Raw genomic sequence first — 20384 nt, forward strand, 5'->3', positions numbered from 1 at the left:
GATATGAAAATTGCCATCATTACGGAAACGTTCTATCCATCGACCAACGGCGTGGTAACGCGCCTTATCTCGACGATCCGCTGGCTGCTCCGGGACGGGCATGAAATTGTCGTCATCGCTCCGGACCAGGGAATTACCGAATTCGAAGGAGCCAAGGTATACGGGATTCCCGCGTTCCGGTTCTTCCTGTATCCGAATTTGCCTTTGTCGCTGCCAAGCCGGCTTGTCGGAAAAAAGCTGCGAGCGTTCGAACCGGATGTGGTTCACGTCGTGAACCCTGCGGTGCTTGGCGTGGCGGGGATTTGGTATGGCCGGCAGTTTCCGCTTGTGGCTTCCTATCATACTCATGTCCCGCAATATGCCGACTTTTACAAGCTGCCCTGGCTGAAGCCGATCCTGTGGGGGTATTTGCGGCTGCTTCATAACCGCGCCGATCTTAACCTGTGCACTTCGGGCGCGGTGCTCGGGCAGCTGAATTCGCGGAAGTTCCGCAATGTGCAGCTGTGGAAGCGGGGCGTCGACACGGATTTGTTCGGTCCGTGGAACCGAAACGAAGATATGCGTTTTCGCTTGTCGGGCGGCGAGCCGGGGAAAAGGCTGCTGTTGTATGTAGGCCGATTGGCGGCGGAAAAAGAGATCGAACGGATTCGCGAGGTGCTGAGCGCATCGGACGACATTAGGCTTGCCGTCGTCGGCGACGGACCGCACCGGGAAATGCTGGAGTCTTATTTTGCCGGAACGGGGACGGTGTTTACCGGATTTCTTCACGGCGAAGAGCTGGCGCAAGCTTATGCATCCGCGGATGTGTTCGTGTTTCCGTCCACGACCGAAACCTTGGGACTCGTCCTGCTGGAAGCGATGGCGTCGGGACTTCCCGTCGTTGCCGCGGCCAGCGATCCATCCCGGGAACAAATCGCTGAGGGAGACAACGGCTTCCTGTATGAGCCTTTGATTCCGGGCAGCCTGGTTCAAGCCGTACTTCCCCTCCTGGACGAGGAGGTTTTGGCCCGCATGGGCGAATTGGCGAAGGAAACGGCGGTGTCATTCGGGTGGAACGGCCCCAGCAAACAGCTGCTGGAGCTGTATAGATCCGCGACGAGGCAGGAGAACCCGGTGTTTGTACCAACCCGGAAACGGGCTAAATGAATTGGATATTGCTCTTTAGGTTATGGCAGCTATTCTATTTTCCCGCCGCAATTTCAGGGAAGGATAGTTGCCATATGTATAAATCCGCGTTGACAAATTGGAATTATATGAATAATATTATGATGCAGCTTGTGAGGGATTTACTTAAAATTTGTAAATTCGAGTAGAGATAGACTCACTTGCATGGCTATGCTTTGTTTTAAAGTATAGTAAATCGATGTGTTTATATTATTTTAAAAATCATAGATCATCACTTCAAGAAAGAAGGTTTCTCTTATCATGAGTTTCAGTTATTTATCGCATTTGGAGTGCCCGTCTTGCGGAAAAACCTACGAAGCGGATAAGGTTCAGCAATTGTGTTCCTGCGGTTCGCCGCTGCTCGCCCGTTACGATTTGGAGGGGCTGCGCAAGGAATGGAGCCGTGAATCGCTCGAAGGCCGCGAAAAATCGCTGTGGCGTTATCATGAGCTGCTTCCGGTGCGGGAGCGGGAATCCGTCGTTTCTTTAGGAGAAGGATTAACGCCGCTGCTGGAGTTGCCGCAGCTTGGCGCGGATTACGGAATCACCCGCCTTTATATGAAGGATGAAGGCCTGGTGCCAAGCGGAAGCTTCAAAGCGCGCGGAGCGGCGGTAGGCGTCTCGAAAGCCAAAGAACTAGGCGTCGCGAAGCTTGGCATGCCGACGAACGGAAACGCGGGTGCGGCTTGGGCGCTGTACGCGGCCCGCGCGGGGATCGAAGCGACTATCGTGATGCCGAAGGATGCGCCTTCGATTACGCGCAGCGAAGTGGCTCTGGCCGGCGCTCATTTGTATCTGGTCAACGGGTTGATTAGCGACGCCGGTAAAATCGTCGCTAAGGCCGTGGCCGAAGACGGGTTATTCGACGCTTCCACCTTGAAGGAGCCATATCGGATCGAAGGCAAAAAAACGATGGGGATCGAAATCGCCGAACAGCTCGGCTGGAAGCTGCCGGATGTGATCCTCTATCCGACCGGAGGCGGCGTAGGGCTGATCGGGATTTACAAAGCGCTGCAGGAACTGCGCGAAATCGGCTGGATCAGCGGCAAACTGCCGCGGCTCGTAGCGGTGCAGGCGGAAGGATGCGCTCCGATCGTCAAGGCGTTTGAGGAGAAGAAGGAACGCTCGGAGTTCTGGCCGGATTCGACGACCACGGCGTTTGGCATTAACGTGCCGAAGGCGCTGGGCGATTTCCTGGTGCTCCGGGCCGTTTATGACACGGATGGAACGGCTGTAGCCGTCAGCGATGAGGAGCTGTTGCGCGAGCAGTGGAAGATCGCGCGTCTCGAAGGCTCCTTCATCTGCCCGGAAGGCGCGGCGGCTTTCGCTGCGGCGAAGAAGCTTGCGGAGCAGGAATGGATTAAGGAAGGCGAGTCGGTTGTCGTGTTGAATACGGGAGCCGGCATCAAATATCCGGAGACGGCGCAGGTCGATCCGCCGCTGCTGGAAATCGGAGAGTTCATTCCGTCCCGGGGCCGCTGATCTTTAGAAAAATGGCGACCGCGGAAGGGAGTATACCATGAAACTCGACACGGATTTTATGATCCAGCATATCCCCGATTTTGCCAAGGCGGCGGTTCTTACCTTAAGGATCGGCGCGATCGCGATATTGCTGTCGCTGGGCGTGGCCGTCATTTACGCGGCGATTCTGTATTTCCGGGTTCCCGTCTTGAAAAGGATTGTACGCGCCCATGTGGAAGTGGCCCGCAATACGCCGCTGTTGATTCAGCTGTTTTTCCTCTACTACGGCTTGCCGTCGCTTGGGATCAAGTTGCCGGGAATAACGGTTGTCTTTATCGCCATGGCTTTCTTAGGCGGCGGTTATTTTACGGAGGTGTTTCGCTCCGGACTTGAAGCGGTGGCCCAAAGCCAAGAGGAGTCGGGGCTTGCCATCGGATTGTCCAAGTGGCAGCTGTTTCGATACATCGTTCTGCCGCAGGCCGTCCGCATCGTAATTCCGTCGTTGTTCGCGAACTTTATCTTCCTGCTCAAGGAAACCACGATCGTTTCGGCCATTGCGGTGCCTGAACTTTTGTACACTACGACCAGTTATATCTCTTTGTACTATAAAACGTATGAAATGCTGCTTATGATGACTATCTGTTATTTGATCATCTTCTTGCCGCTGTCCTTCGGACTGAGCTGGATCGAAAGGAGGTTCCGGCATGGAGCGTACGGGAATTGATCTGCTCCTGCACAGCCTTCCCGAACTGGGGAGAGGCGTATGGAAAACGGCTCTGATTTCGCTGTACACCATCGCGATCAGCACGGTTGGCGGCATCGGGTTCGGCGTCCTTCGCACTTCGCGGCGGTTATGGCTGCGGCTGCTGACGCGAACGGTTCTGGAGCTGTTCCGCTGCGTGCCCGTTCTGGTCTGGCTGTTTTTCTTCTTCTTCGGCCTGCCGATGTTTTTCGGGATTAACGTTCCGGCTTTCACCTCGGCAGTGCTTGTTCTCTCGCTTTGGGGCATTACGGAAATCGGAGAGGTCGTGCGCGGAGCGCTGCAGTCGCTTCCCAAAGGACAGCTCGAAGCCGGTAAATCCATTGGTTTGAGCATGGTTCAGTTATATGTTTACGTGCTGGTTCCGCAAGCGGTTCGCCGCATGATTCCGCCGAGCATCAACGTATTCACGCGGATTGTGATGACAAGCTCTTTGACGGTGCTGGTCGGCGTTACGGAGATGATCAAATCGGGGCAGCAGGTCATCGAACGAAATTATAAATACGGTTTTGCCGCAATCATCATCTATGGAGCGTTATTTGTACTTTATTTTCTGATTTGCTACCCGTTGTCCGCGTATTCGCGGCGGCTGGAGAAAAGATGGATAGAGTAGGAGGGACGGAAATGCCCGAAAGTTTATTAAGCCTGAAAGGCGTCGTGAAGGTATTCGACAAACATCCCGTCCTGAAAGGCATCGATCTTGAAGTGGCGCCGGGCGAGGTCGTCGTGATCCTGGGCCCAAGCGGCTGCGGGAAAAGCACTCTCCTGCGATGTTTAAACGGTCTTGAGCCGGTGCAGGAGGGAAGCATTCATTTTCAGGGTGAAGACCTGACCTTGGGCAAGGTATCTTGGCAGGCGGTTCGGCAAAACATCGGGATGGTTTTTCAAAACTATCATTTGTTTCCGCATATGACGGTGCTGGAAAATATTTTGCTGGGACCGCTGAAGGTGCAAAAGCGCGCTAAGGCCGAAGCGACGGACGAAGCGCTTCAGTTGCTCGAGCGGGTGGGCCTGTCGGATAAAAGAGACGCTTATCCGCGCCAGCTCTCCGGCGGACAGCAGCAGCGGATTGCGATCGTTCGCGCGCTTAGCATGCATCCGAAGGTGATGCTCTTTGACGAGGTTACGGCCGCGCTTGACCCTGAGATGGTAAAAGAGGTGCTGGAGGTGATGCGCGGGTTGGCGTTAGCTGGAATGACCATGCTGATCGTGACTCACGAAATGGGTTTTGCCCGCTCGGTAGCGGACCGGATCGTGTTTATGGATCAGGGGGAAATTCGCGAGATCGCGGATCCGGGCAAATTTTTCACGGAGCCGCAAACCGAAAGAGCGCGGCAGTTTTTAGGACAATTTTATGAAATTGAAACCGGGAAAGGAAGTGGGAGAACATGAAGAAATCTTGGATTTGGGTATTGTCCGTCATCTTGCTCGTGGGGGTGCTTTCCGCTTGCGGCAACAATTCGGGCGGAGGCAGCGGCTCGGAAGGAGCGAATGGTGCCTCCGGCACTCTTCAAGCCATCAAGGACCGGGGGAAATTGATCGTTGGGGTGTTCTCCGACAAGCCGCCATTTGGTTTTACGGACGAACAGGGCAACTTCATCGGTTTCGATAACGATTTGGCCAAACGGTTTGCCAAAGACCTGCTCGGCGACGAATCGAAAATCGAGTTCGTTACGGTGGAGCCGGCGAGCCGGATTCCGTACCTGCAAAGCGATAAGGTGGATCTGATCGTCGCCAACATGACAGTGACGGACGAACGGGCGGAGCAGGTTGATTTCACCAATCCGACCATGAAAGTGGCGACCCAAGTGCTTGTGTCCGATAAGAGCGGCATTCAGACGCTGGACGATCTGAAAGGGAAAAAGATCATCGTCACCAAAGGAACAACCGCGGATATTTTCCTGACGGAGAATCGTCCGGATGTCGAATTGGTGAAATACGATAAAAACACCGAGTCGCTGCAGGCCCTGAAAGACGGACGCGGCGACGGCTATGCCCAGGATAACTTCATCTTAATCGGATGGGCCAAAGACAATCCCGGCTTTCATTTGATCGACGAGAAGCTCGAAAAGGAAGCGCCGATCGCCCCGGCCGTGAAGAAAGGAAATACGGAGTTGAAAGACTGGGTAAACACCGAGCTTGAAAGTTTGGGGAAGGAGCATTTCCTGCTTGATTTGTACAATAAGTATGTGAAAGACGAGCTTGGACCGGACACCGATCCCAACGAGGTGATCACGGAGGGGGGAAAACTGTAATTCGGGCTGGTCGATCGAGCCGGAAATAAAGTGGTTCATCTGCCGGTGGTATCTCCATGGCTAATGGTCTCCCATCAAAATAGCGGCACGTTGTGGTCTTATTTTCCGGATTTCAGCGTGTTGCGCATGAATAGGGGAATGGATGGGCCTTATTTTTGAGCAAACGGTGTAAAAAGCGGTGATTTCCCGGTGATTCGAGAAAATAGCGCCCTTTCTGTCCTCTATTTCACGCAAAGTGAGGGGGATCGCCCTAATAGCGGCATTTTGTTCCCTTATATAGGCTTCTGGGATTTTTAAATGTATTCTGTCCAACCAGTCCGTAGTCTTAAGACCTGTTATGAGCGTGTTTACCGCTCACGGCAGGTTTTTTTCTCGTTGTCCATCGTTTTGTCGATTATTTTTTACGAATATTTAGAACCTGGTACTATAACGTGGTATAATGAGTAAATGAAAAGAGTCGCATTTTGATTTTCAAAGGGGATAGGATACGGTGAATTACGGGCAATGGACAGCTCCGGAGCATTACAACCTGACAATGGAGATGGAACGTCACGATCCAAAAAGAACCGCACTCAAGTGGCTTAGCGAACAAGGGGAATACGAGGAAATCACTTACGGCGAATTAATTGCCAGGGCGAACCGGCTTGCCGGCGGGTTGAAGCAACTGGGTTTAAATAAAGGGGACCGGGTACTTGTCATGATGCCGCGCCGGATCATGGCTTATTGCATATATTTGGCTTGCTTGAAGCAGGGCATTACGATTATCCCATCTTCCGAAATGCTGCGTGCGAAGGACCTATCTTACCGGCTTCGCCATTCCGAGGCCAGAGCGGTAATTTCCTGGTACGATGTTACAGCCGAAATGGACAAAATCAGCGAAGACTTGCCTGCGCTCGATTACAAAATTGCGGTTTCGGGCGGAGCCGAAGGCACGCCAAACGGCTGGCTGGAGCTGGAAAAGTTGATGGAAGGGCAGCCGGATACCTTTGCCGCAGTGGAAACTCATCGCGACGATATGGCTATTCTCGCCTACACCTCAGGCACCACGGGAAATCCGAAAGGCGTCGTACACAGCCACGGCTGGGGGTACGCCCATTTGCGCATTACGTCCGGCTGGCTTGATATCCGGCCTGAGGATATGGTTTGGGCTACCGCGGCTCCCGGCTGGCAAAAGTGGATCTGGAGCCCGTTCTTGTCGGTGCTTGGCAACGGTGCTACGGGTTTTGTGTACCATGGTTCCTTCCAACCGAACCGTTATCTGAAATTAATCAAGGAGTACGGCATTCAGGTGATGTGCTGCACCCCGACCGAATACCGCATCATGTCCAAGACGGACGGTCTCGAGCATCATGATTTGTCCAGCCTGCGCAGTACCGTATCCGCCGGGGAGCCGCTGAATCAGGAGGTCATCAACAAGTTCAAAAAGGTATTTGACATCACGATTCGCGACGGCTACGGGCAAACGGAAAGCACCTTATTGATCGGCAACCTTATAGATTCTCCGATCCGCCTTGGCTCGATGGGCAAATCGATTTCACCGGGAGTCGCCGAGGTTGTCGACGATTATGGAAATCCGCTGCCCGCGGGAATCGTAGGAGACATCGCCGTTAACGTGGATATGCCAGCCTTATTTAAAACCTACTATCTCGCTCCGGAACGGAAGGAAATCAATGTCCGCGGCAATTATTTCATTACCGGGGATCGCGCGATGAAGGATGCGGACGGATATTTCTGGTTTGAAGGACGAGGCGACGATATCATCATCAGCTCCGGTTATACGATCGGCCCGTTTGAGGTGGAAGAAGCGCTTATGAAGCATGAGGCCGTCAAGGAATGCGCCGCCGTGGCCAGTCCCGACGAGCTCCGCGGACATGTGGTCAAAGCGTTCATCGTGCTTAAAGACGGCGTGGAAGGGACTCATGAGCTCGTCAAAGAGCTTCAGGCCCACGTGAAAAATTGGACGGCTCCGTACAAATATCCGCGGAAAATCGAATTTATCGCCGACTTGCCGAAAACGAATACCGGCAAAATCCGGAGAGTCGAACTGCGCGAACGCGAAAACCGGGCGGCTCAGGAGAACGAATAAGGATTTGCCCGCCGATCTGCCGAATCAGGAATATTATCCAAGGGTTTTCCTCAAATTAGAGAAGTAGAGCGTGTCCACCACTTGAACTTCGAAATGAGGAGGCTTAACATGGAAAATCCATTCTCCAGCATGCAATCGCAAAATCCAATCTCGCTGGCCCAGCAGTCGGTCAAAAAGGCTCATCGTGCCGTAACGCAGGCTCAGTCGCACCCGAGCGAAGAAACGGTGACGAATGCCAATAACGCGATCTTAAAAGCGGAAAGCGCCATTGCTCAGGCCGATGGCCGGATGAATCCGGAGCCGATGGAGCGGGCGAAGGAGGATTTGCGGGAGGATCGGCTGGATCTTGAACAAGCGGAAGATCCGCGCCAATAAATGAAACAAGCCTATGGAGATATGCTTCATAGGCTTGTTTTTGCGAAAATTGTAGGATGCAAATATACGTTATAGCGAAACCGGCGCACAGCATTTTTCCGACTTCGCCATCGCTTCGTTAAAAAGCTTGACGGATCGCAGCAGCGTATCTCTTTCGAATGGCGTCATATGAGAAAAAACGTCGTCAAGATACTCGTTCATTTGCGTATCGATCGTTGTGGCGATATATTTTCCTTCGGTCGTAAGCGACAGGGTTTGAATTCTGCGGTCTTCCGGGTTGGCCGTTTTTTGCACCAAGTTCATTTTGATGAGCGACTGGACCTGCCGGCTGAATGTGGTGATATCCGTTCCCAGCGTTTCGGCGATTAGCTGCATGGAAGGTTTATGTTGATGGTCGATTTCGTACAAAATATGGCTCTGAGTTACGGAAAGGTCGCAGCCGCCCACCGTACAGCAATTTTTCCCGAGTAAACCGAGGCGCCTTGTCATGATCTGAAACAGTTCGCGCGGATTTTCCATATGTGATTCCACCTCTTGTATCCGTTATATTCTGTATTGTTGCAAAATACAAGTGAAAAGACAAGTCCCCTCTCTTAAGATATACTTGGATCAGACTCTATATAAGTTGAACCCATGAAAAAATAACTTGCATGAGTGTGAAGTGTTCTGGCAGAAGCTAAAAGCTTTCTGAAAGAAAGCTGCATCGGAAGCATAGGCTTCGTTCGCCTTTGTGACCGAATTTCTACTTCATTTGAATTTAATGAATCAAAGAAATCCGGGAACAACAGCGATCGAAAGAATATTTCACACGGCTGCGTTATGCGTATTCATTCTTTAGTTCAACTTATCTAAGCGGGAGGCGGATGCATACATGTACATGGCTCTCATTTTATTTATTGCGGCGGGACTTACTGAAATCGGCGGGGGCTACCTGGTCTGGTTATGGCTGAGAGACGGGAAGCCGGGCTGGTACGGTTTGCTTGGGGCGGCGATTTTGGTTGTCTACGGAATCATCCCTACCCTGCAGAAGTTCCCGAATTTCGGACGGGTGTATGCCGCTTACGGGGGCGTATTTATCGTGTTGGCGGTATTGTGGGGTTGGGGCATCGATAAGAAAACCCCTGATTTATATGATTGGATCGGAGCTCTGATCTGCATTTTGGGCGTGGGCGTGATGTTATGGGCGCCGAGACATTAATAATGGTCACGATTCCGGATGTTAACGCGTACAGCTCTTAACAACTTCTTCATCAGCCGCAAATCAATTCTTCATAACTTTAGGTTACATTGATGAAGAAGGAGATGAGCGCATGAAGAAAACCAAAAAACTGTGGATTGGAATCACGGCGGCCGTTCTGTTGATGGGAATTGGCACTGCGGGAGTTTACGCCGAGGCAAATAACTCCGGGTCCGGTAACGGAACAAGTCGGGGCTGGTTCGAGCAAATGCTGCCGCATATGAAGCAAGTGCATCCGAATTTAACGGACGAGCAGATCAAGCAAATGTACAACAGCTGCCATAACGGCACCGGCAACGGCACGGCCGGAAAATCCATGATGAACAATCCGCAGCTTCGCGGCAGCATGATGAATTTCTGATCTTCGCGTGATAAGATAGACCTCGCAAGCAAAGTGAGGTCTATCTTTTTATGTCTATAAACAGAAAGGACTTTCGTATGACGGAACACGCCAAAATATTAATCGTCGATGACGAAACCGATATTCTGCAGGTGATTAAAGCTTATCTTGAGACTGAACAATATATTGTTTACGAAGCGAATACGGGGAGAGCGGCGTTGCAGCTGTTCGATCGGCTTCAGCCCGACTTGATCGTGCTGGATTTGATGCTTCCCGATATGTCAGGGGAAGAGATCTGCCGAACGATTCGCAAGTCCAGCGGTGTTCCGATTCTGATGCTGACCGCCAAAAGCGGCGAGGACGATATGGTTCACGGACTGCTGATCGGCGCCGACGATTACATGTCCAAGCCTTTTAGCCCAAGGGAGCTGCTGGCCCGGGTGGTCAGCCTGCTTCGAAGATCGCGGCTTTCCGCAGGGCAAGGGCAAGGAGCAGCCCGGGCGCTGACATTCGGAGAGGGGACTCTGGTGATTAACGAAGAACGTCACGAAGTCGAAGTAAACGGAGATCCGGTCATGCTGACGCCCATCGAATTCAAACTCCTGGAGATTCTGGCCAAGCATCCGGGAAGGGCGTTCAGCCGCCTTGAGCTGGTTAACCTGATTCAAGGAGATACGTTCGAGGGCTTTGAGCGGACCATAGACGTTCATATCAAAAACATCAGGCAAAAGATCGGCGATGATCCCCGCAAGCCTACTTTTATCGCAACGGTGTTTGGCATAGGTTATAAGTTTCAGGTGAAGCCGGATGAATAGAGGGGGCATACGCAAAAAGCTGCTGCTGTCGCATATGGGAGTGGCGACCGCATCGCTGCTCACGATTTTGATTCTCGTCAACCTGGTCATGGCTTTTTCGTTCGGCAAATACACGCAGGACCAGCGGCGAATGGAAGCCGACACCCTGCTTCAGGACCTGGAAAGCTCTTATGATGCAGCCTCCGGTTCATGGAACATGGATACCTTGATGCGCATTTCGCATCAATCGATGCTGCGCAATTATACCGTCAAAATATACGATACCGCGCACAAGCTGGTGTGGGATACCGCTTCAATGGACATGTCCATGCATGGATCGGAGCAAGGCGAGGCCGGAAGCTCGGATGGTTTAAATCATGCGAATAGTTCCAATCTGGTTCAGCGAACGATCAGCATCGAGGGACGCACCGTAGGCACCTTGGCGATCGAAGGGCTCGAAAATACGTATGCGTCTCAAAACCGGGAATTTTTGCGGATGTTCAATATGTTGCTGTGGGCTGCACTGCTCTTGGCGGCTGCCGGCAGCGCGCTGTACAGTTTGTTTGTAGCCAGGGGGATTAGCCGTCCGTTGATACGTATCAAGCATATTGCCGCACGGCTAAGGGATGGGGATTTATCCCCGCGCGTACCGCTTCCTTCATCGACCACGGAAATCGGAGAAGTGGGGCTTGCTTTGAACCATCTGGCGGATGCTTTGGAGCGGCAGGATAAGCTAAGAAAAAATCTGACCGCCGACATCGCTCACGAGCTTCGTACTCCGTTAGCTACGATTCAGAGCCATATCGAAGCTTTTCAGGACGGGATATGGGAAGCGACTCCGGAGAAGCTGGAAGTCTGTCATGAGCAGGTGATCCGATTAGTTCAGCTCATTAACGATCTGGAACATTTGTCGGCAGTGGAAAATCCGATGCAAAAACTGAATCTCAAGCCGGTCAGCTTGAACGAGGTTGTCCGCCATTCGGCGAAGTCGATGGCCGCGCAATTCAACGCCAAAAATATTGTTCTGAATATCGAGGAGCGGGATTCCGTACAGGTGTCAGGCGATTATACGAGACTCGTCCAGGTATTTGTTAATGTGATTAACAATGCCTACAAATATACCAATGAGGGCCATATCCGGATTGTAATCATGAAGGAGAATGAAGAAGCAAAAGTAATGATCAGCGATACGGGGATGGGGATTGCTGCGGAAGAGCTTCCGTTTATTTTCGAACGGTTTTACCGCGGCGAGAAATCCCGGAGCCGCAAAACGGGCGGCGCCGGGATCGGCCTGGCGGTCGTTAAAGCCATTGTAGAAGCCCACGGCGGGAAAATCGGCGTAAAAAGCGCGGTGGGCGAAGGAACGGAGTTCAGTTTTTCGTTTCCAATAGCTTCTCCATGATCATGACATCGATATATTGCTGATCGATTATGCCCTGCTTTGCAAAAATACCCACTTCGCGGTAACCCATTTTGCGATACAAACCTTGACCGGGCGCGTTAAAGGGAAACGTGAACAAGACGATTTTCCGAAAACCTCCGGTGGCAGCTTTGTCTTCCAAGCCGGTTAGAAGAGCGCTTCCGATTCCCCGGCCGCGATATTCTCTGTCGATATAAATCGACATGTCAGCTACTCCGGCGTAAGCACAGCGGTGTGAGTACGGGTTTAAGGCCGCCCAACCGACTACCCGCTCTTCTAACTGGGCGACCAATGCTCCATATCTTCCCTGATGCTCGGAGAACCAGCCGTTCATGTAAGCTATGTCTTTGAGATCCGTCTCCAGCGTAGCGATCCGGTCTTCAATCCCCTGGTTGTAAATGCGAAGCACAGGCGCAAGATCCCGCTCCTTAATATCGCGGATTTCAATGCCTTCCACAATCAATCCCTCCATAAGCGCGTGATGATTCGTTTCATGGTTTGACGGCTTTAATGACTGCGGAGGTGATGAAGTGATCAAGCCGCATGCCGGGAACCCACTCTCTAATCAGTTCGGCGGTTTTATCCTTGCTAAGCTGCTTGGGTTCGATGGATATCGCGGTAAAACCGCTTGACTGCAGCATGGTTGTCAGTTCCTCCATGGAAGAAGCGCCGGAGATGCAGCCGGAATACAGCTCGTTTAAGTCGTTTTTGATGTCAGGAGGCAACTCGGCCGTGGTCACGACATCGGAAATCGCCAAGCGCCCGCCGGGTTGCAATACGCGGAAAGCCTCGTCAAAAACCCGCTGTTTATCGGGAGACAAATTAATCACACAGTTTGAAATGATTGCATTTACGGTCCGATCCGCCACCGGCAAATTCTCGATTTCGCCCAAGCGGAACTCGACGTTGTCCGCGTTGGTCTTCTCGGCGTTGCCTCGAGCGCGACTGATCATTTCAGGCGTCATATCTACGCCGATCACATGTCCGCTCCCGCCAACCTGACGTGATGCTAGGAAACAATCGAAACCTCCCCCGCTGCCGAGATCGAGTACGGTCTCACCCGGCTTTAGTTCGGCAATGGCTTGCGGATTGCCACAGCCCAGTCCGAGATTCGCCCCTTCGGGAACGGCAGCGAGCTCTTCCTCCGAATAGCCGAGCTTAGCCGAAATGGCATTAAAATCGGCGAAAGCTCCGCAACAGCCGGCTGAGGAGGGGCCGGGAACGTCGGTGGAACAGCCATCGCCCGAACGGGCCTCCAGAGTTGCCGCTTTCTTATAACGAGCCCGGACCGTCTGACGAATTTCATCGTTTTTAAGCTGGTTCATTTCTTAAACACGCTCCTTATTAATATTGCAAATTGCAATTAATTAAATTAAACCTTTCAATCAGTGAGAATTGCAACAATGAGAATAGTTTATTAGTATGAGAGGACTGTAACGAAATCGCCGGCAGATTTTCGTACCAGTGTTATCCATCTCTTAGTTATGTTATAGATCAAATTATTGCACATTGCAAGTAAATTTAAAAAAATATTTTGACTCAAGGGCCATGATATGCTTGAATAAACATATAAGCATTTGATTATGCATTTATTGCATAGGATTTGGAGGTGGGGGCTTAATGGATCAAATGGATACTCTTGCCGAAACTTTTAAGCTGCTGGGAGATAAATCCAGACTTACTATTCTCGGGTTGCTGAAAGAGAAAGAATTATGCGTGTGCAATATCGTGGATGTTTTGCAAATGTCCCAACCCGGCGTCAGTCAGCATTTGCGAAAAATGAAAGCGGGGGGATTGGTTCGCGAAGTTCGCAGGGGGAAATGGGCTTACTATTCATTGAATACGGAGGATAAGCCGTATATCAAGGATATCATAGAGCATATTCCCTCGCAGGCCTCGGAGCTTGAGAAATTATGTTGTCAGGGAAAAGCCTCATCTTGTGATTGATGGTTAGTGAACGGAAGGAGCTGTGTGGAAAAATGGGCCAAGGCAACACTCCAAGACTGTCGTTTTTGGATCGTTATTTGACGGTTTGGATCTTTGCGGCAATGGCTGTCGGACTACTGATCGGATCGTTGATTCCGGCTTTTGCGAACGATCTTTCGAGTTACGGGTCAGGTACAACTTCGATCCCGATTGCCGCCGGGCTCATCGTGATGATGTATCCGCCGTTAGCCAAAGTCAGATACGAAAAGCTGGGCAGGGTATTCAAAGATTGGAAAGTGCTGCTTCTATCCCTGGTACAGAATTGGATTATCGGGCCGGTGCTGATGTTTTTTTTGGCGATCTTGTTTTTGGGCGACCTGCCGGAGTATATGATCGGCTTGATCATGATCGGTTTGGCACGTTGCATCGCTATGGTGCTGATATGGAGCGATTTAGCCAAAGGAGACCCTGATTACACCGCCGGATTGGTGGCCTTCAATTCGATTTTTCAAATTTTGTTCTATTCGGCGTTCAGCTATGTGTTTGTCACCGTCCTGCCCGGCTGGTTTGGGATTCGGGGAGCGGAAGTGCAGGTTTCGATGGGGCAAATCGCCGAAAGCGTCATGATTTACTTGGGCATCCCGTTTTTGGCCGGGCTGGTGACGCGAATCATCGGAATCAAATTAAAAGGGACGGCGTGGTACGAAGAAGTTCTCCTTCCGAAGATCGGTCCGCTTGCCTTGATCGCCCTGCTGTACACCATTATTTTGATGTTTTCGCTCAAAGCCGGTTTGATTCTTTCCTTGCCGCTGGACGTACTCAGGATAGCGCTGCCGATGGTCATATATTTTGCGGCGATGTTTCTGCTCTCTTTCTTTTTGTCGCGAAAAGCGGGGGCTTCCTATCCGGTAGCTTCTTCCCTCTCCTTTACGGCGGCGAGCAACAATTTCGAACTGGCGATTGCGGTCGCGATCGGGGTCTTCGGACTCGGCTCAGGCGTCGCTTTTGCGGCGGTCATTGGACCGCTTGTCGAAGTTCCCGTATTAATTGGCCTTGTAAACGTCTCCTTGCTATTTAAACGCAAGTATTTTGACACAAAATCATCTCATTCATAAAGGAGCATGCAGTTATGTCGAAAAAATCCATTTACTTTTTGTGCACCGGAAATTCCTGCCGCAGCCAAATGGCCGAAGGGTGGGCGAAAAAATATTTAGGCGAAGCTTGGGAGGTCTACAGTGCGGGAATCGAAGCGCATGGGTTAAATCCGAACGCCGTCAAGGCGATGCGGGAAGTCGGCATCGACATTTCCGGGCAAACGTCGGATATGATCGATCCACAGCTTTTGAATGCCGCGGATATGGTCGTAACCTTATGCGGCGACGCAGCGGAACGGTGTCCTGTCACTCCGCCGCAGGTGCGGCGCGAGCATTGGGGGTTCGATGATCCCGCCAAAGCTCAAGGAACCGACGCAGAAAAATGGGCCGTATTCCAACGGGTGCGGGATCAGATTGGTGAACGAATCAAAAAATTTGCTGAAGAAGAGTAACATTGAAACGAAAAATGCCGTTATATATTAAAGGGGCCGTCCAAAGGTGATCACCTGCGGGGCGGCTTTTTTGCGAGATGTGACCTATTTGCGGAGTGAAATTCTCGTTTTTCGAAACACTAAGATGATCGGCATTGGATTACCTATAGAGAGGATGTGTATCCGTGGCCATTTTTCACAATAACCCGGATCATCCATTTAGCGAAAACCCGGAGCTTCATCTTAGCTACTGGGGAAAAGAAAAATGTGCTCCCGGCCATTTCTTTGGCCCAGGGGTCCGAGATATCTATAAAATCCATTTCATTCATTCGGGTCATGGAGTGGTGCGTGTAGGGGAGGAAACTTACACACTTGGGGGCGGTCAAGCCTTTATCGCTTATCCAGGAAGAGTGATTTTCTACCAGGCCGATAACGACGACCCGTGGACTTACTCTTGGGTGGGTTTTTACGGCAATATCGTAGAGGAGGTTCTGTCCCGAACCCGTCTGGATCCCGAACACCCGGTATTTCCGATGGATACCCGTCTCATGCCGAAAATGTTTGAGCTGCTGAATGAAGCTGGCGAACACTCCGGCAGCCGCGATCTTAGGCTCATTGCAAGATTAAGCGAGCTGTTGTCTTTGCTCGTGGAGCTTGCGCCTTCCTCCGAGCGTGGCACCGGTACTTCCCATACCAAAGATGCGTATATCCATCGCTGCCTGGATTTCCTTCATGGCCATTATTGCGAAAATTTGTCCATCCGAGAGCTTGCGACGATGGTGGGCCTTGACCGGAAATATCTGTCCGCCATTTTCAAAAATGCAACGGGTTACCCCCCGCAGCAGTATTTGCTGCGTTACCGTATGGAGCGCGCCTGCGTTCTCCTGCAGCAGGGCCAATATACCGTTGCCGAGGTTGCCCGATCGGTAGGGTATCAGGATGCCTTGCTGTTTTCGAAAATGTTCAAAAAAACGGTTGGAGTATCTCCAACCGAATATAAAACCTCACCTTCCTTCATGACATTAACGACATAGTGACATATTCTTCATCCATGTTGACATTGGGTTAATCCATCCGATGAATTATAGTAGGGTACAGAATAGAGAAGGAGGTATTTCAATGACTTATTTGGCAGAGAGCAGCAGATACGAATCTATGACATATCATCGCGCAGGAAAAAGCGGCCTGAAGCTTCCGGCCATTTCGCTTGGATTATGGCATAATTTCGGAGGAATCAATACTTACGAAAACGGCAGAGCGATGCTGCGCAGAGCATTTGATTTGGGAATCACCCATTTTGACCTTGCGAACAACTACGGTCCTCCGGCCGGCTCCGCGGAAGAAACGTTCGGACGGGCCTTGCGGGAGGATTTGCGGCCTTATCGCGACGAGTTGATCATTTCCACGAAGGCCGGATATTATATGTGGCCCGGGCCTTACGGCGAGTGGGGCTCCAAGAAAAACTTGGTTGCCAGCCTGGATCAGAGCTTGAAGCGGATGGGATTGGATTATGTCGATATTTACTATCACCACCGTCCGGATCCGGACACGCCGCTCGAAGAAACGATGAGCGCTTTGGATTTGCTGGTGCGTCAAGGGAAAGCGCTGTATATCGGGCTGTCCAACTACCGTCCGGAAGAAACCCGCGCTGCTTCGGCAATCCTCAAAAAGCTGGGCACTCCATGTTTGATCCATCAGCCGAACTATTCGATGATGAACCGCTGGATCGAGGAAGGGCTTCAGGACGTGCTTGAGGAAGAAGGAATCGGGTCCATCGCGTTTTCGCCGCTTGAAAAAGGCATTTTGACCGACCGTTATCTGAACGGAATAACGCCGGATTCCCGCGCGGCGGGTCCAAGCGTTTTCCTGAAGCCTGAGGATATCAGCGAGGAACGGATCGAGCGGATTCGGCGCTTGAACGATTTGGCGGCGGAAAGAGGCCAAAAGCTGTCGCAAATGGCAATCGCGTGGGTGCTTCGCGGCGGCAAGGTTACTTCGGCGCTGATTGGGGCCAGCAAAGTGAGCCAAATAGAAGACGCCGTCGGCGCCTTGAAGAATACGAGCTTTACCGCGGAAGAATTGCGGCGGATCGACGAGATTTTGGGCTTCTAGTTCATAGATATGCAAAGGGCATTTTTCCTTCAAAGGGGAAGATGCCCTTTTTTATGGATGGAAATTTCTTTTTTTTAAATCCGTATGGAGTTGTCGCGTTTTAGCCTTTATAATATGACGAGTACAAAGTATAAAGGAAAAGGTGTTTATTTCATGAGCATATTAAACGTAGAACGGCTGAGCCACGGTTTCGGAGACCGGGCGATTTTCAGCGACGTATCCTTCCGGCTGCTGAAGGGCGAGCATATCGGCCTGATCGGCGCCAACGGCGAAGGAAAGTCCACCTTCATGAACATCATTACAGGCAAACTTCAGCCGGACGACGGTAAAATCGAATGGGCCAGACGCACGCGGGTCGGCTATCTGGATCAGCACGCGGTGCTGACGAAGGGGCAAACGATCCGCGATATTCTGCGCGGGGCGTTTCAATATTTGTTCGACTTGGAACAAGAGATGAACGACATGTACGGCAGAATGGGCGAGGTGTCCCCGGAAGAACTGGAGCAGCTTTTGGAGGATGTCGGAACGATTCAGGACACGTTAACGAACCAGGATTTTTACATGATCGATGCCAAAGTCGATGAAACCGCCCGCGGATTGGGACTTACGGATATCGGCCTCGAGAAGGATGTCAACGATCTTAGCGGCGGCCAGCGTACGAAGGTGCTTCTTGCCAAACTTTTGCTGGAGAAGCCGGACATTCTGCTATTGGACGAGCCTACGAACTATCTCGACGAGCAGCATATCGAATGGCTGAAGCGGTATTTGCAGGAGTACGAAAATGCCTTCATTTTGATTTCGCATGACATTCCTTTCCTGAACAGCGTCATTAATCTGATCTACCATATGGAAAATCAGTCGCTGACGCGTTATGTGGGGGATTACGATTATTTCCAGCAGGTGTACGAGGCGAAAAAGCAGCAGCTTGAATCCGCCTACAAACGCCAGCAGCAGGAAATCGCCGATTTGAAGGACTTCGTTGCCCGGAACAAAGCCAGCGTAGCCACGCGGAATATGGCGATGTCCCGGCAGAAGAAGCTGGACAAGATGGATGTTATCGAGCTCGCCAAAGAGAAACCGAAACCGCAGTTTAACTTTAAGGACGCCCGGACTTCCGGCAAGCTGATTTTCGAAACAAATGATCTCGTGATCGGCTACGATTCGCCGTTGTCGAAACCGCTCAATCTGCGTATGGAACGGGGGCAAAAAATCGCGCTCGTCGGCGCCAACGGCATTGGGAAAACGACGCTGCTGCGCAGCATTCTCGGTCAAATTCCGGCCATTTCCGGCTCCGTGCATCTTGGCGATCTGCTGGAAATCGGTTATTTCGAGCAGGAGATGAAGGACGCCAACTACAATACGTGTATTGAAGAGATTTGGCATGAGTTCCCGTCCTTTACACAGTTTGAAGTACGGGCGGCTTTGGCGAAATGCGGCCTGACGACCAAGCATATCGAAAGTAAAGTCGCGGTCCTGAGCGGCGGCGAGAAGGCGAAGGTGCGCCTCTGCAAGCTGATCAACCGCGAGACGAATCTGCTTGTATTGGACGAACCGACCAACCACCTCGACGTGGATGCGAAGGACGAACTGCAGCGGGCTCTCAAAGCGTACAAGGGCAGCATTTTGCTGATTTCCCATGAACCCGAATTCTACCGCGAAGTCGTAACGGAAACGTGGAACTGCGAATCGTGGACAACGAAAGTGTTTTAAACGACTTGAATTGAGGGTGTCCTAAAAGTCATCATAGATGATCTTTGGGACACCCTTTAAAATTGTCTTAACAAACGGAGCGGAAAACCCTTCCAGATCGCCGCCGGGTACTGGATCGGGCTTCAAGGATTTGCGGTAGAACAGATTGTCTGGTCAACGAGGTCCCAAAGAGCCGCATCTCCTCCGTCACTTAAAATAGCAGCCTTTTTTGGCCCTATTTCCACTGGAGAGGCCCCATTTTAAAGAAATAGCGCCTTTTATGGCCTTATTTCTCCAGAAGTGCTCCTTTTTTCCTCGGTTTTGGCCGGTTTTCCGAAAATAAGGCCATTTTGCACCGCTATTTTCGGGAAAACGCGGTTTCGGAGTGAAATAAGGCCATTTTATACCGCTATTCGAGAAATCGCCGTTTGCCGTTTATTGTTTCTTCAGGCCGGGTTGGCTCCGCTTAACGCCCGCCGCCCCCGTGCAGCAAAAGCAAAGTATGCCGGTCCCGAACCCGATGGGGCTGAACCCGGCTACGAGCAGCTCATCCTCGAGGACGAACTCAGTCCGGCTTGCCGAACCGCCGGCAAGGCCGGCCACACAAGGACCTGCGTGCCGTGCATCAAGGGCGGCCGAAGCTTACGGCGTTTTCTATTTTTCGGAACTTGCCAAAATCAACCCCGGAGGTCGGATCGTTTTCACTTGCCCGGCACCTCCTTTTCTTTCACTTTTGATTCCCCTCAAAACTAAAAGTCTCGACGATTCTTTTTTCAAAGCAGATGGCTTTAGGGTTGTTCCGGTATTTACCGTAGTTTTCTATCTGAGAATAACCCTGCCGTATGTAAAAGGTCACCGCCCGTTCATTGATCACTCGGGTTTCAAGCCACAGTGACGTGTATCCCGATTGCCGTGCCTCTGCCTCCAAATATGCTAAAATTCGAGTTCCCACCCCTTGGAATGCTGTCCTGGCGTACATTCTTTTGATTTCGGCAATACTATCGTGTCCGCGAACAGGACGAATAGCCCCGCATCCCAGAGCTTCTCCACCCTCGTCATAGGCGATAGCAAACAAGGAACCGGTAACACACACATCCTTGGCGTCAAAGGAGCTTTTGCCGCTGTCGCCCGTTATTCCTTCCAAAATGCCCGACAGTTCTTCCATCAACAATACGGCTTCCCGGTCAAAAGGACTTTTCTTTAAGATTTCCATACTGTCCTCCTATACTCGAACGTTATT

The 20384-nt window shown here is 51.5% G+C and carries 23 protein-coding genes; 18 read left to right on the forward strand and 5 right to left on the reverse strand.

Annotated elements, in window-relative coordinates:
* Window positions 1–3 precede the first annotated feature (3 nt).
* The 8 genes from ACI48K_RS08880 to ACI48K_RS08915 all read left to right on the forward strand — a co-directional run bounded on the left by ACI48K_RS08880 (window position 4) and on the right by ACI48K_RS08915 (window position 8101).
* Window positions 4–1146 (forward strand): glycosyltransferase family 4 protein, encoded by a 1143-nt coding sequence (locus ACI48K_RS08880; RefSeq protein ID WP_475027221.1) that lies wholly within the window; start codon window positions 4–6, stop codon window positions 1144–1146.
* A gap of 279 nt (window positions 1147–1425) precedes the next feature.
* Entirely contained in the window at window positions 1426–2646 is a 1221-nt protein-coding gene (locus tag ACI48K_RS08885; RefSeq protein WP_475027222.1) for a threonine synthase, read from the forward strand.
* 37 nt (window positions 2647–2683) lie between these two features.
* Window positions 2684–3349 carry an amino acid ABC transporter permease gene (locus ACI48K_RS08890; RefSeq protein ID WP_475027223.1) on the forward strand — a complete coding sequence of 222 codons (666 nt, stop codon included), beginning with the start codon at window positions 2684–2686 and terminating at the stop codon, window positions 3347–3349.
* The gene (locus ACI48K_RS08895) at window positions 3330–3998 is read left to right on the forward strand and encodes an amino acid ABC transporter permease (protein WP_475027224.1); all 669 of its coding nucleotides are present in this window, start codon (window positions 3330–3332) and stop codon (window positions 3996–3998) included. The genes ACI48K_RS08890 and ACI48K_RS08895 overlap by 20 nt, the downstream gene beginning before the upstream one ends.
* A gap of 11 nt (window positions 3999–4009) precedes the next feature.
* On the forward strand, window positions 4010–4777 hold the full coding sequence (locus ACI48K_RS08900) for an amino acid ABC transporter ATP-binding protein (protein ID WP_475027225.1): 768 nt from the start codon (window positions 4010–4012) through the stop codon (window positions 4775–4777).
* Entirely contained in the window at window positions 4774–5640 is an 867-nt protein-coding gene (locus tag ACI48K_RS08905; protein ID WP_475027226.1) for a transporter substrate-binding domain-containing protein, read from the forward strand. Before ACI48K_RS08900 ends, ACI48K_RS08905 begins: the two co-directional genes overlap by 4 nt.
* A gap of 535 nt (window positions 5641–6175) precedes the next feature.
* Entirely contained in the window at window positions 6176–7726 is a 1551-nt protein-coding gene (locus ACI48K_RS08910) for an acetate--CoA ligase (RefSeq protein ID WP_475027316.1), read from the forward strand.
* A 108-nt stretch (window positions 7727–7834) separates the two neighbouring features.
* Window positions 7835–8101: a hypothetical protein gene (locus ACI48K_RS08915; RefSeq protein ID WP_475027227.1), complete on the forward strand. Its 267-nt coding sequence runs from the start codon at window positions 7835–7837 to the stop codon at window positions 8099–8101.
* 69 nt (window positions 8102–8170) lie between these two features.
* On the opposite strand, the gene ACI48K_RS08920 is transcribed toward ACI48K_RS08915, so the two are convergent.
* Window positions 8171–8620, reverse strand: coding sequence for a MarR family winged helix-turn-helix transcriptional regulator (locus ACI48K_RS08920; RefSeq protein ID WP_475027228.1), 450 nt, complete (start codon window positions 8618–8620; stop codon window positions 8171–8173).
* Between the two features lie 352 nt (window positions 8621–8972).
* Here ACI48K_RS08920 and ACI48K_RS08925 point away from each other — a divergent pair, with 352 nt between their 5' ends.
* The 4 genes from ACI48K_RS08925 (at window position 8973) to ACI48K_RS08940 (ending at window position 11874) form a co-directional block, all read left to right on the forward strand.
* Window positions 8973–9299, forward strand: coding sequence for a YnfA family protein (locus tag ACI48K_RS08925; RefSeq protein WP_475027229.1), 327 nt, complete (start codon window positions 8973–8975; stop codon window positions 9297–9299).
* Between the two features lie 112 nt (window positions 9300–9411).
* On the forward strand, window positions 9412–9699 hold the full coding sequence (locus ACI48K_RS08930) for an FAD/FMN-containing dehydrogenase (protein WP_475027230.1): 288 nt from the start codon (window positions 9412–9414) through the stop codon (window positions 9697–9699).
* A gap of 50 nt (window positions 9700–9749) precedes the next feature.
* Window positions 9750–10493 (forward strand): response regulator transcription factor, encoded by a 744-nt coding sequence (locus ACI48K_RS08935; protein ID WP_475027231.1) that lies wholly within the window; start codon window positions 9750–9752, stop codon window positions 10491–10493.
* Complete coding sequence (locus ACI48K_RS08940; protein ID WP_475027232.1) at window positions 10486–11874, forward strand: sensor histidine kinase; 1389 nt, start codon at window positions 10486–10488, stop codon at window positions 11872–11874. Before ACI48K_RS08935 ends, ACI48K_RS08940 begins: the two co-directional genes overlap by 8 nt.
* Here the strand turns inward: ACI48K_RS08940 and ACI48K_RS08945 are convergent.
* Both ACI48K_RS08945 and ACI48K_RS08950 read right to left on the reverse strand, forming a co-directional pair.
* Complete coding sequence (locus tag ACI48K_RS08945; protein ID WP_475027233.1) at window positions 11843–12349, reverse strand: arsinothricin resistance N-acetyltransferase ArsN1 family A; 507 nt, start codon at window positions 12347–12349, stop codon at window positions 11843–11845. The two genes, ACI48K_RS08940 and ACI48K_RS08945, sit on opposite strands and share 32 nt — an antisense overlap.
* A 34-nt stretch (window positions 12350–12383) precedes the next feature.
* Window positions 12384–13217, reverse strand: coding sequence for an arsenite methyltransferase (locus tag ACI48K_RS08950; RefSeq protein WP_475027234.1), 834 nt, complete (start codon window positions 13215–13217; stop codon window positions 12384–12386).
* 295 nt (window positions 13218–13512) lie between these two features.
* Here ACI48K_RS08950 and ACI48K_RS08955 point away from each other — a divergent pair, with 295 nt between their 5' ends.
* From ACI48K_RS08955 to ACI48K_RS08980, 6 genes are all read left to right on the forward strand, one after another.
* Window positions 13513–13839: an ArsR/SmtB family transcription factor gene (locus ACI48K_RS08955; RefSeq protein WP_475027235.1), complete on the forward strand. Its 327-nt coding sequence runs from the start codon at window positions 13513–13515 to the stop codon at window positions 13837–13839.
* Window positions 13840–13871: 32 nt separating this feature from the next.
* Entirely contained in the window at window positions 13872–14933 is a 1062-nt protein-coding gene (gene arsB / locus ACI48K_RS08960; RefSeq protein ID WP_475027236.1) for an ACR3 family arsenite efflux transporter, read from the forward strand.
* A 14-nt stretch (window positions 14934–14947) separates the two neighbouring features.
* Window positions 14948–15364 carry an arsenate reductase (thioredoxin) gene (gene arsC / locus ACI48K_RS08965; protein ID WP_475027237.1) on the forward strand — a complete coding sequence of 139 codons (417 nt, stop codon included), beginning with the start codon at window positions 14948–14950 and terminating at the stop codon, window positions 15362–15364.
* Between the two features lie 164 nt (window positions 15365–15528).
* Complete coding sequence (locus tag ACI48K_RS08970) at window positions 15529–16377, forward strand: AraC family transcriptional regulator (protein ID WP_475027238.1); 849 nt, start codon at window positions 15529–15531, stop codon at window positions 16375–16377.
* Between the two features lie 85 nt (window positions 16378–16462).
* Window positions 16463–17455 (forward strand): aldo/keto reductase, encoded by a 993-nt coding sequence (locus ACI48K_RS08975; RefSeq protein WP_475027239.1) that lies wholly within the window; start codon window positions 16463–16465, stop codon window positions 17453–17455.
* A 153-nt stretch (window positions 17456–17608) separates the two neighbouring features.
* On the forward strand, window positions 17609–19165 hold the full coding sequence (locus ACI48K_RS08980) for an ABC-F family ATP-binding cassette domain-containing protein (protein ID WP_475027240.1): 1557 nt from the start codon (window positions 17609–17611) through the stop codon (window positions 19163–19165).
* Window positions 19166–19579: 414 nt separating this feature from the next.
* Here ACI48K_RS08980 and ACI48K_RS08985 read toward each other — a convergent pair whose 3' ends face one another.
* Together ACI48K_RS08985 and ACI48K_RS08990 are read right to left on the reverse strand one after the other, a co-directional pair.
* Complete coding sequence (locus tag ACI48K_RS08985) at window positions 19580–19747, reverse strand: hypothetical protein (protein WP_475027241.1); 168 nt, start codon at window positions 19745–19747, stop codon at window positions 19580–19582.
* Between the two features lie 124 nt (window positions 19748–19871).
* On the reverse strand, window positions 19872–20357 hold the full coding sequence (locus tag ACI48K_RS08990) for a GNAT family N-acetyltransferase (RefSeq protein WP_475027242.1): 486 nt from the start codon (window positions 20355–20357) through the stop codon (window positions 19872–19874).
* Window positions 20358–20384: the final 27 nt, after the last annotated feature.

This window comes from Paenibacillus terrisolis (assembly GCF_056171975.1).

Coding starts and splice junctions, on each gene's coding strand:
- ACI48K_RS08935 (WP_475027231.1), top strand. CDS start 9,750: ATGTCTATAAACAGAAAGGACTTTCGTATGACGGAACACGCCAAAATA.
- ACI48K_RS08905 (WP_475027226.1), top strand. CDS start 4,774: ATGAAGAAATCTTGGATTTGGGTATTGTCCGTCATCTTGCTCGTGGGG.
- ACI48K_RS08895 (WP_475027224.1), top strand. CDS start 3,330: ATGGAGCGTACGGGAATTGATCTGCTCCTGCACAGCCTTCCCGAACTG.
- ACI48K_RS08925 (WP_475027229.1), top strand. CDS start 8,973: ATGTACATGGCTCTCATTTTATTTATTGCGGCGGGACTTACTGAAATC.
- ACI48K_RS08920 (WP_475027228.1), bottom strand. CDS start 8,620: ATGGAAAATCCGCGCGAACTGTTTCAGATCATGACAAGGCGCCTCGGT.
- arsC (WP_475027237.1), top strand. CDS start 14,948: ATGTCGAAAAAATCCATTTACTTTTTGTGCACCGGAAATTCCTGCCGC.
- ACI48K_RS08890 (WP_475027223.1), top strand. CDS start 2,684: ATGAAACTCGACACGGATTTTATGATCCAGCATATCCCCGATTTTGCC.
- ACI48K_RS08975 (WP_475027239.1), top strand. CDS start 16,463: ATGACTTATTTGGCAGAGAGCAGCAGATACGAATCTATGACATATCAT.
- ACI48K_RS08915 (WP_475027227.1), top strand. CDS start 7,835: ATGGAAAATCCATTCTCCAGCATGCAATCGCAAAATCCAATCTCGCTG.
- ACI48K_RS08880 (WP_475027221.1), top strand. CDS start 4: ATGAAAATTGCCATCATTACGGAAACGTTCTATCCATCGACCAACGGC.
- ACI48K_RS08940 (WP_475027232.1), top strand. CDS start 10,486: ATGAATAGAGGGGGCATACGCAAAAAGCTGCTGCTGTCGCATATGGGA.
- arsB (WP_475027236.1), top strand. CDS start 13,872: ATGGGCCAAGGCAACACTCCAAGACTGTCGTTTTTGGATCGTTATTTG.
- ACI48K_RS08990 (WP_475027242.1), bottom strand. CDS start 20,357: ATGGAAATCTTAAAGAAAAGTCCTTTTGACCGGGAAGCCGTATTGTTG.
- ACI48K_RS08910 (WP_475027316.1), top strand. CDS start 6,176: ATGGAGATGGAACGTCACGATCCAAAAAGAACCGCACTCAAGTGGCTT.
- ACI48K_RS08900 (WP_475027225.1), top strand. CDS start 4,010: ATGCCCGAAAGTTTATTAAGCCTGAAAGGCGTCGTGAAGGTATTCGAC.
- ACI48K_RS08955 (WP_475027235.1), top strand. CDS start 13,513: ATGGATCAAATGGATACTCTTGCCGAAACTTTTAAGCTGCTGGGAGAT.
- ACI48K_RS08950 (WP_475027234.1), bottom strand. CDS start 13,217: ATGAACCAGCTTAAAAACGATGAAATTCGTCAGACGGTCCGGGCTCGT.
- ACI48K_RS08930 (WP_475027230.1), top strand. CDS start 9,412: ATGAAGAAAACCAAAAAACTGTGGATTGGAATCACGGCGGCCGTTCTG.
- ACI48K_RS08980 (WP_475027240.1), top strand. CDS start 17,609: ATGAGCATATTAAACGTAGAACGGCTGAGCCACGGTTTCGGAGACCGG.
- ACI48K_RS08885 (WP_475027222.1), top strand. CDS start 1,426: ATGAGTTTCAGTTATTTATCGCATTTGGAGTGCCCGTCTTGCGGAAAA.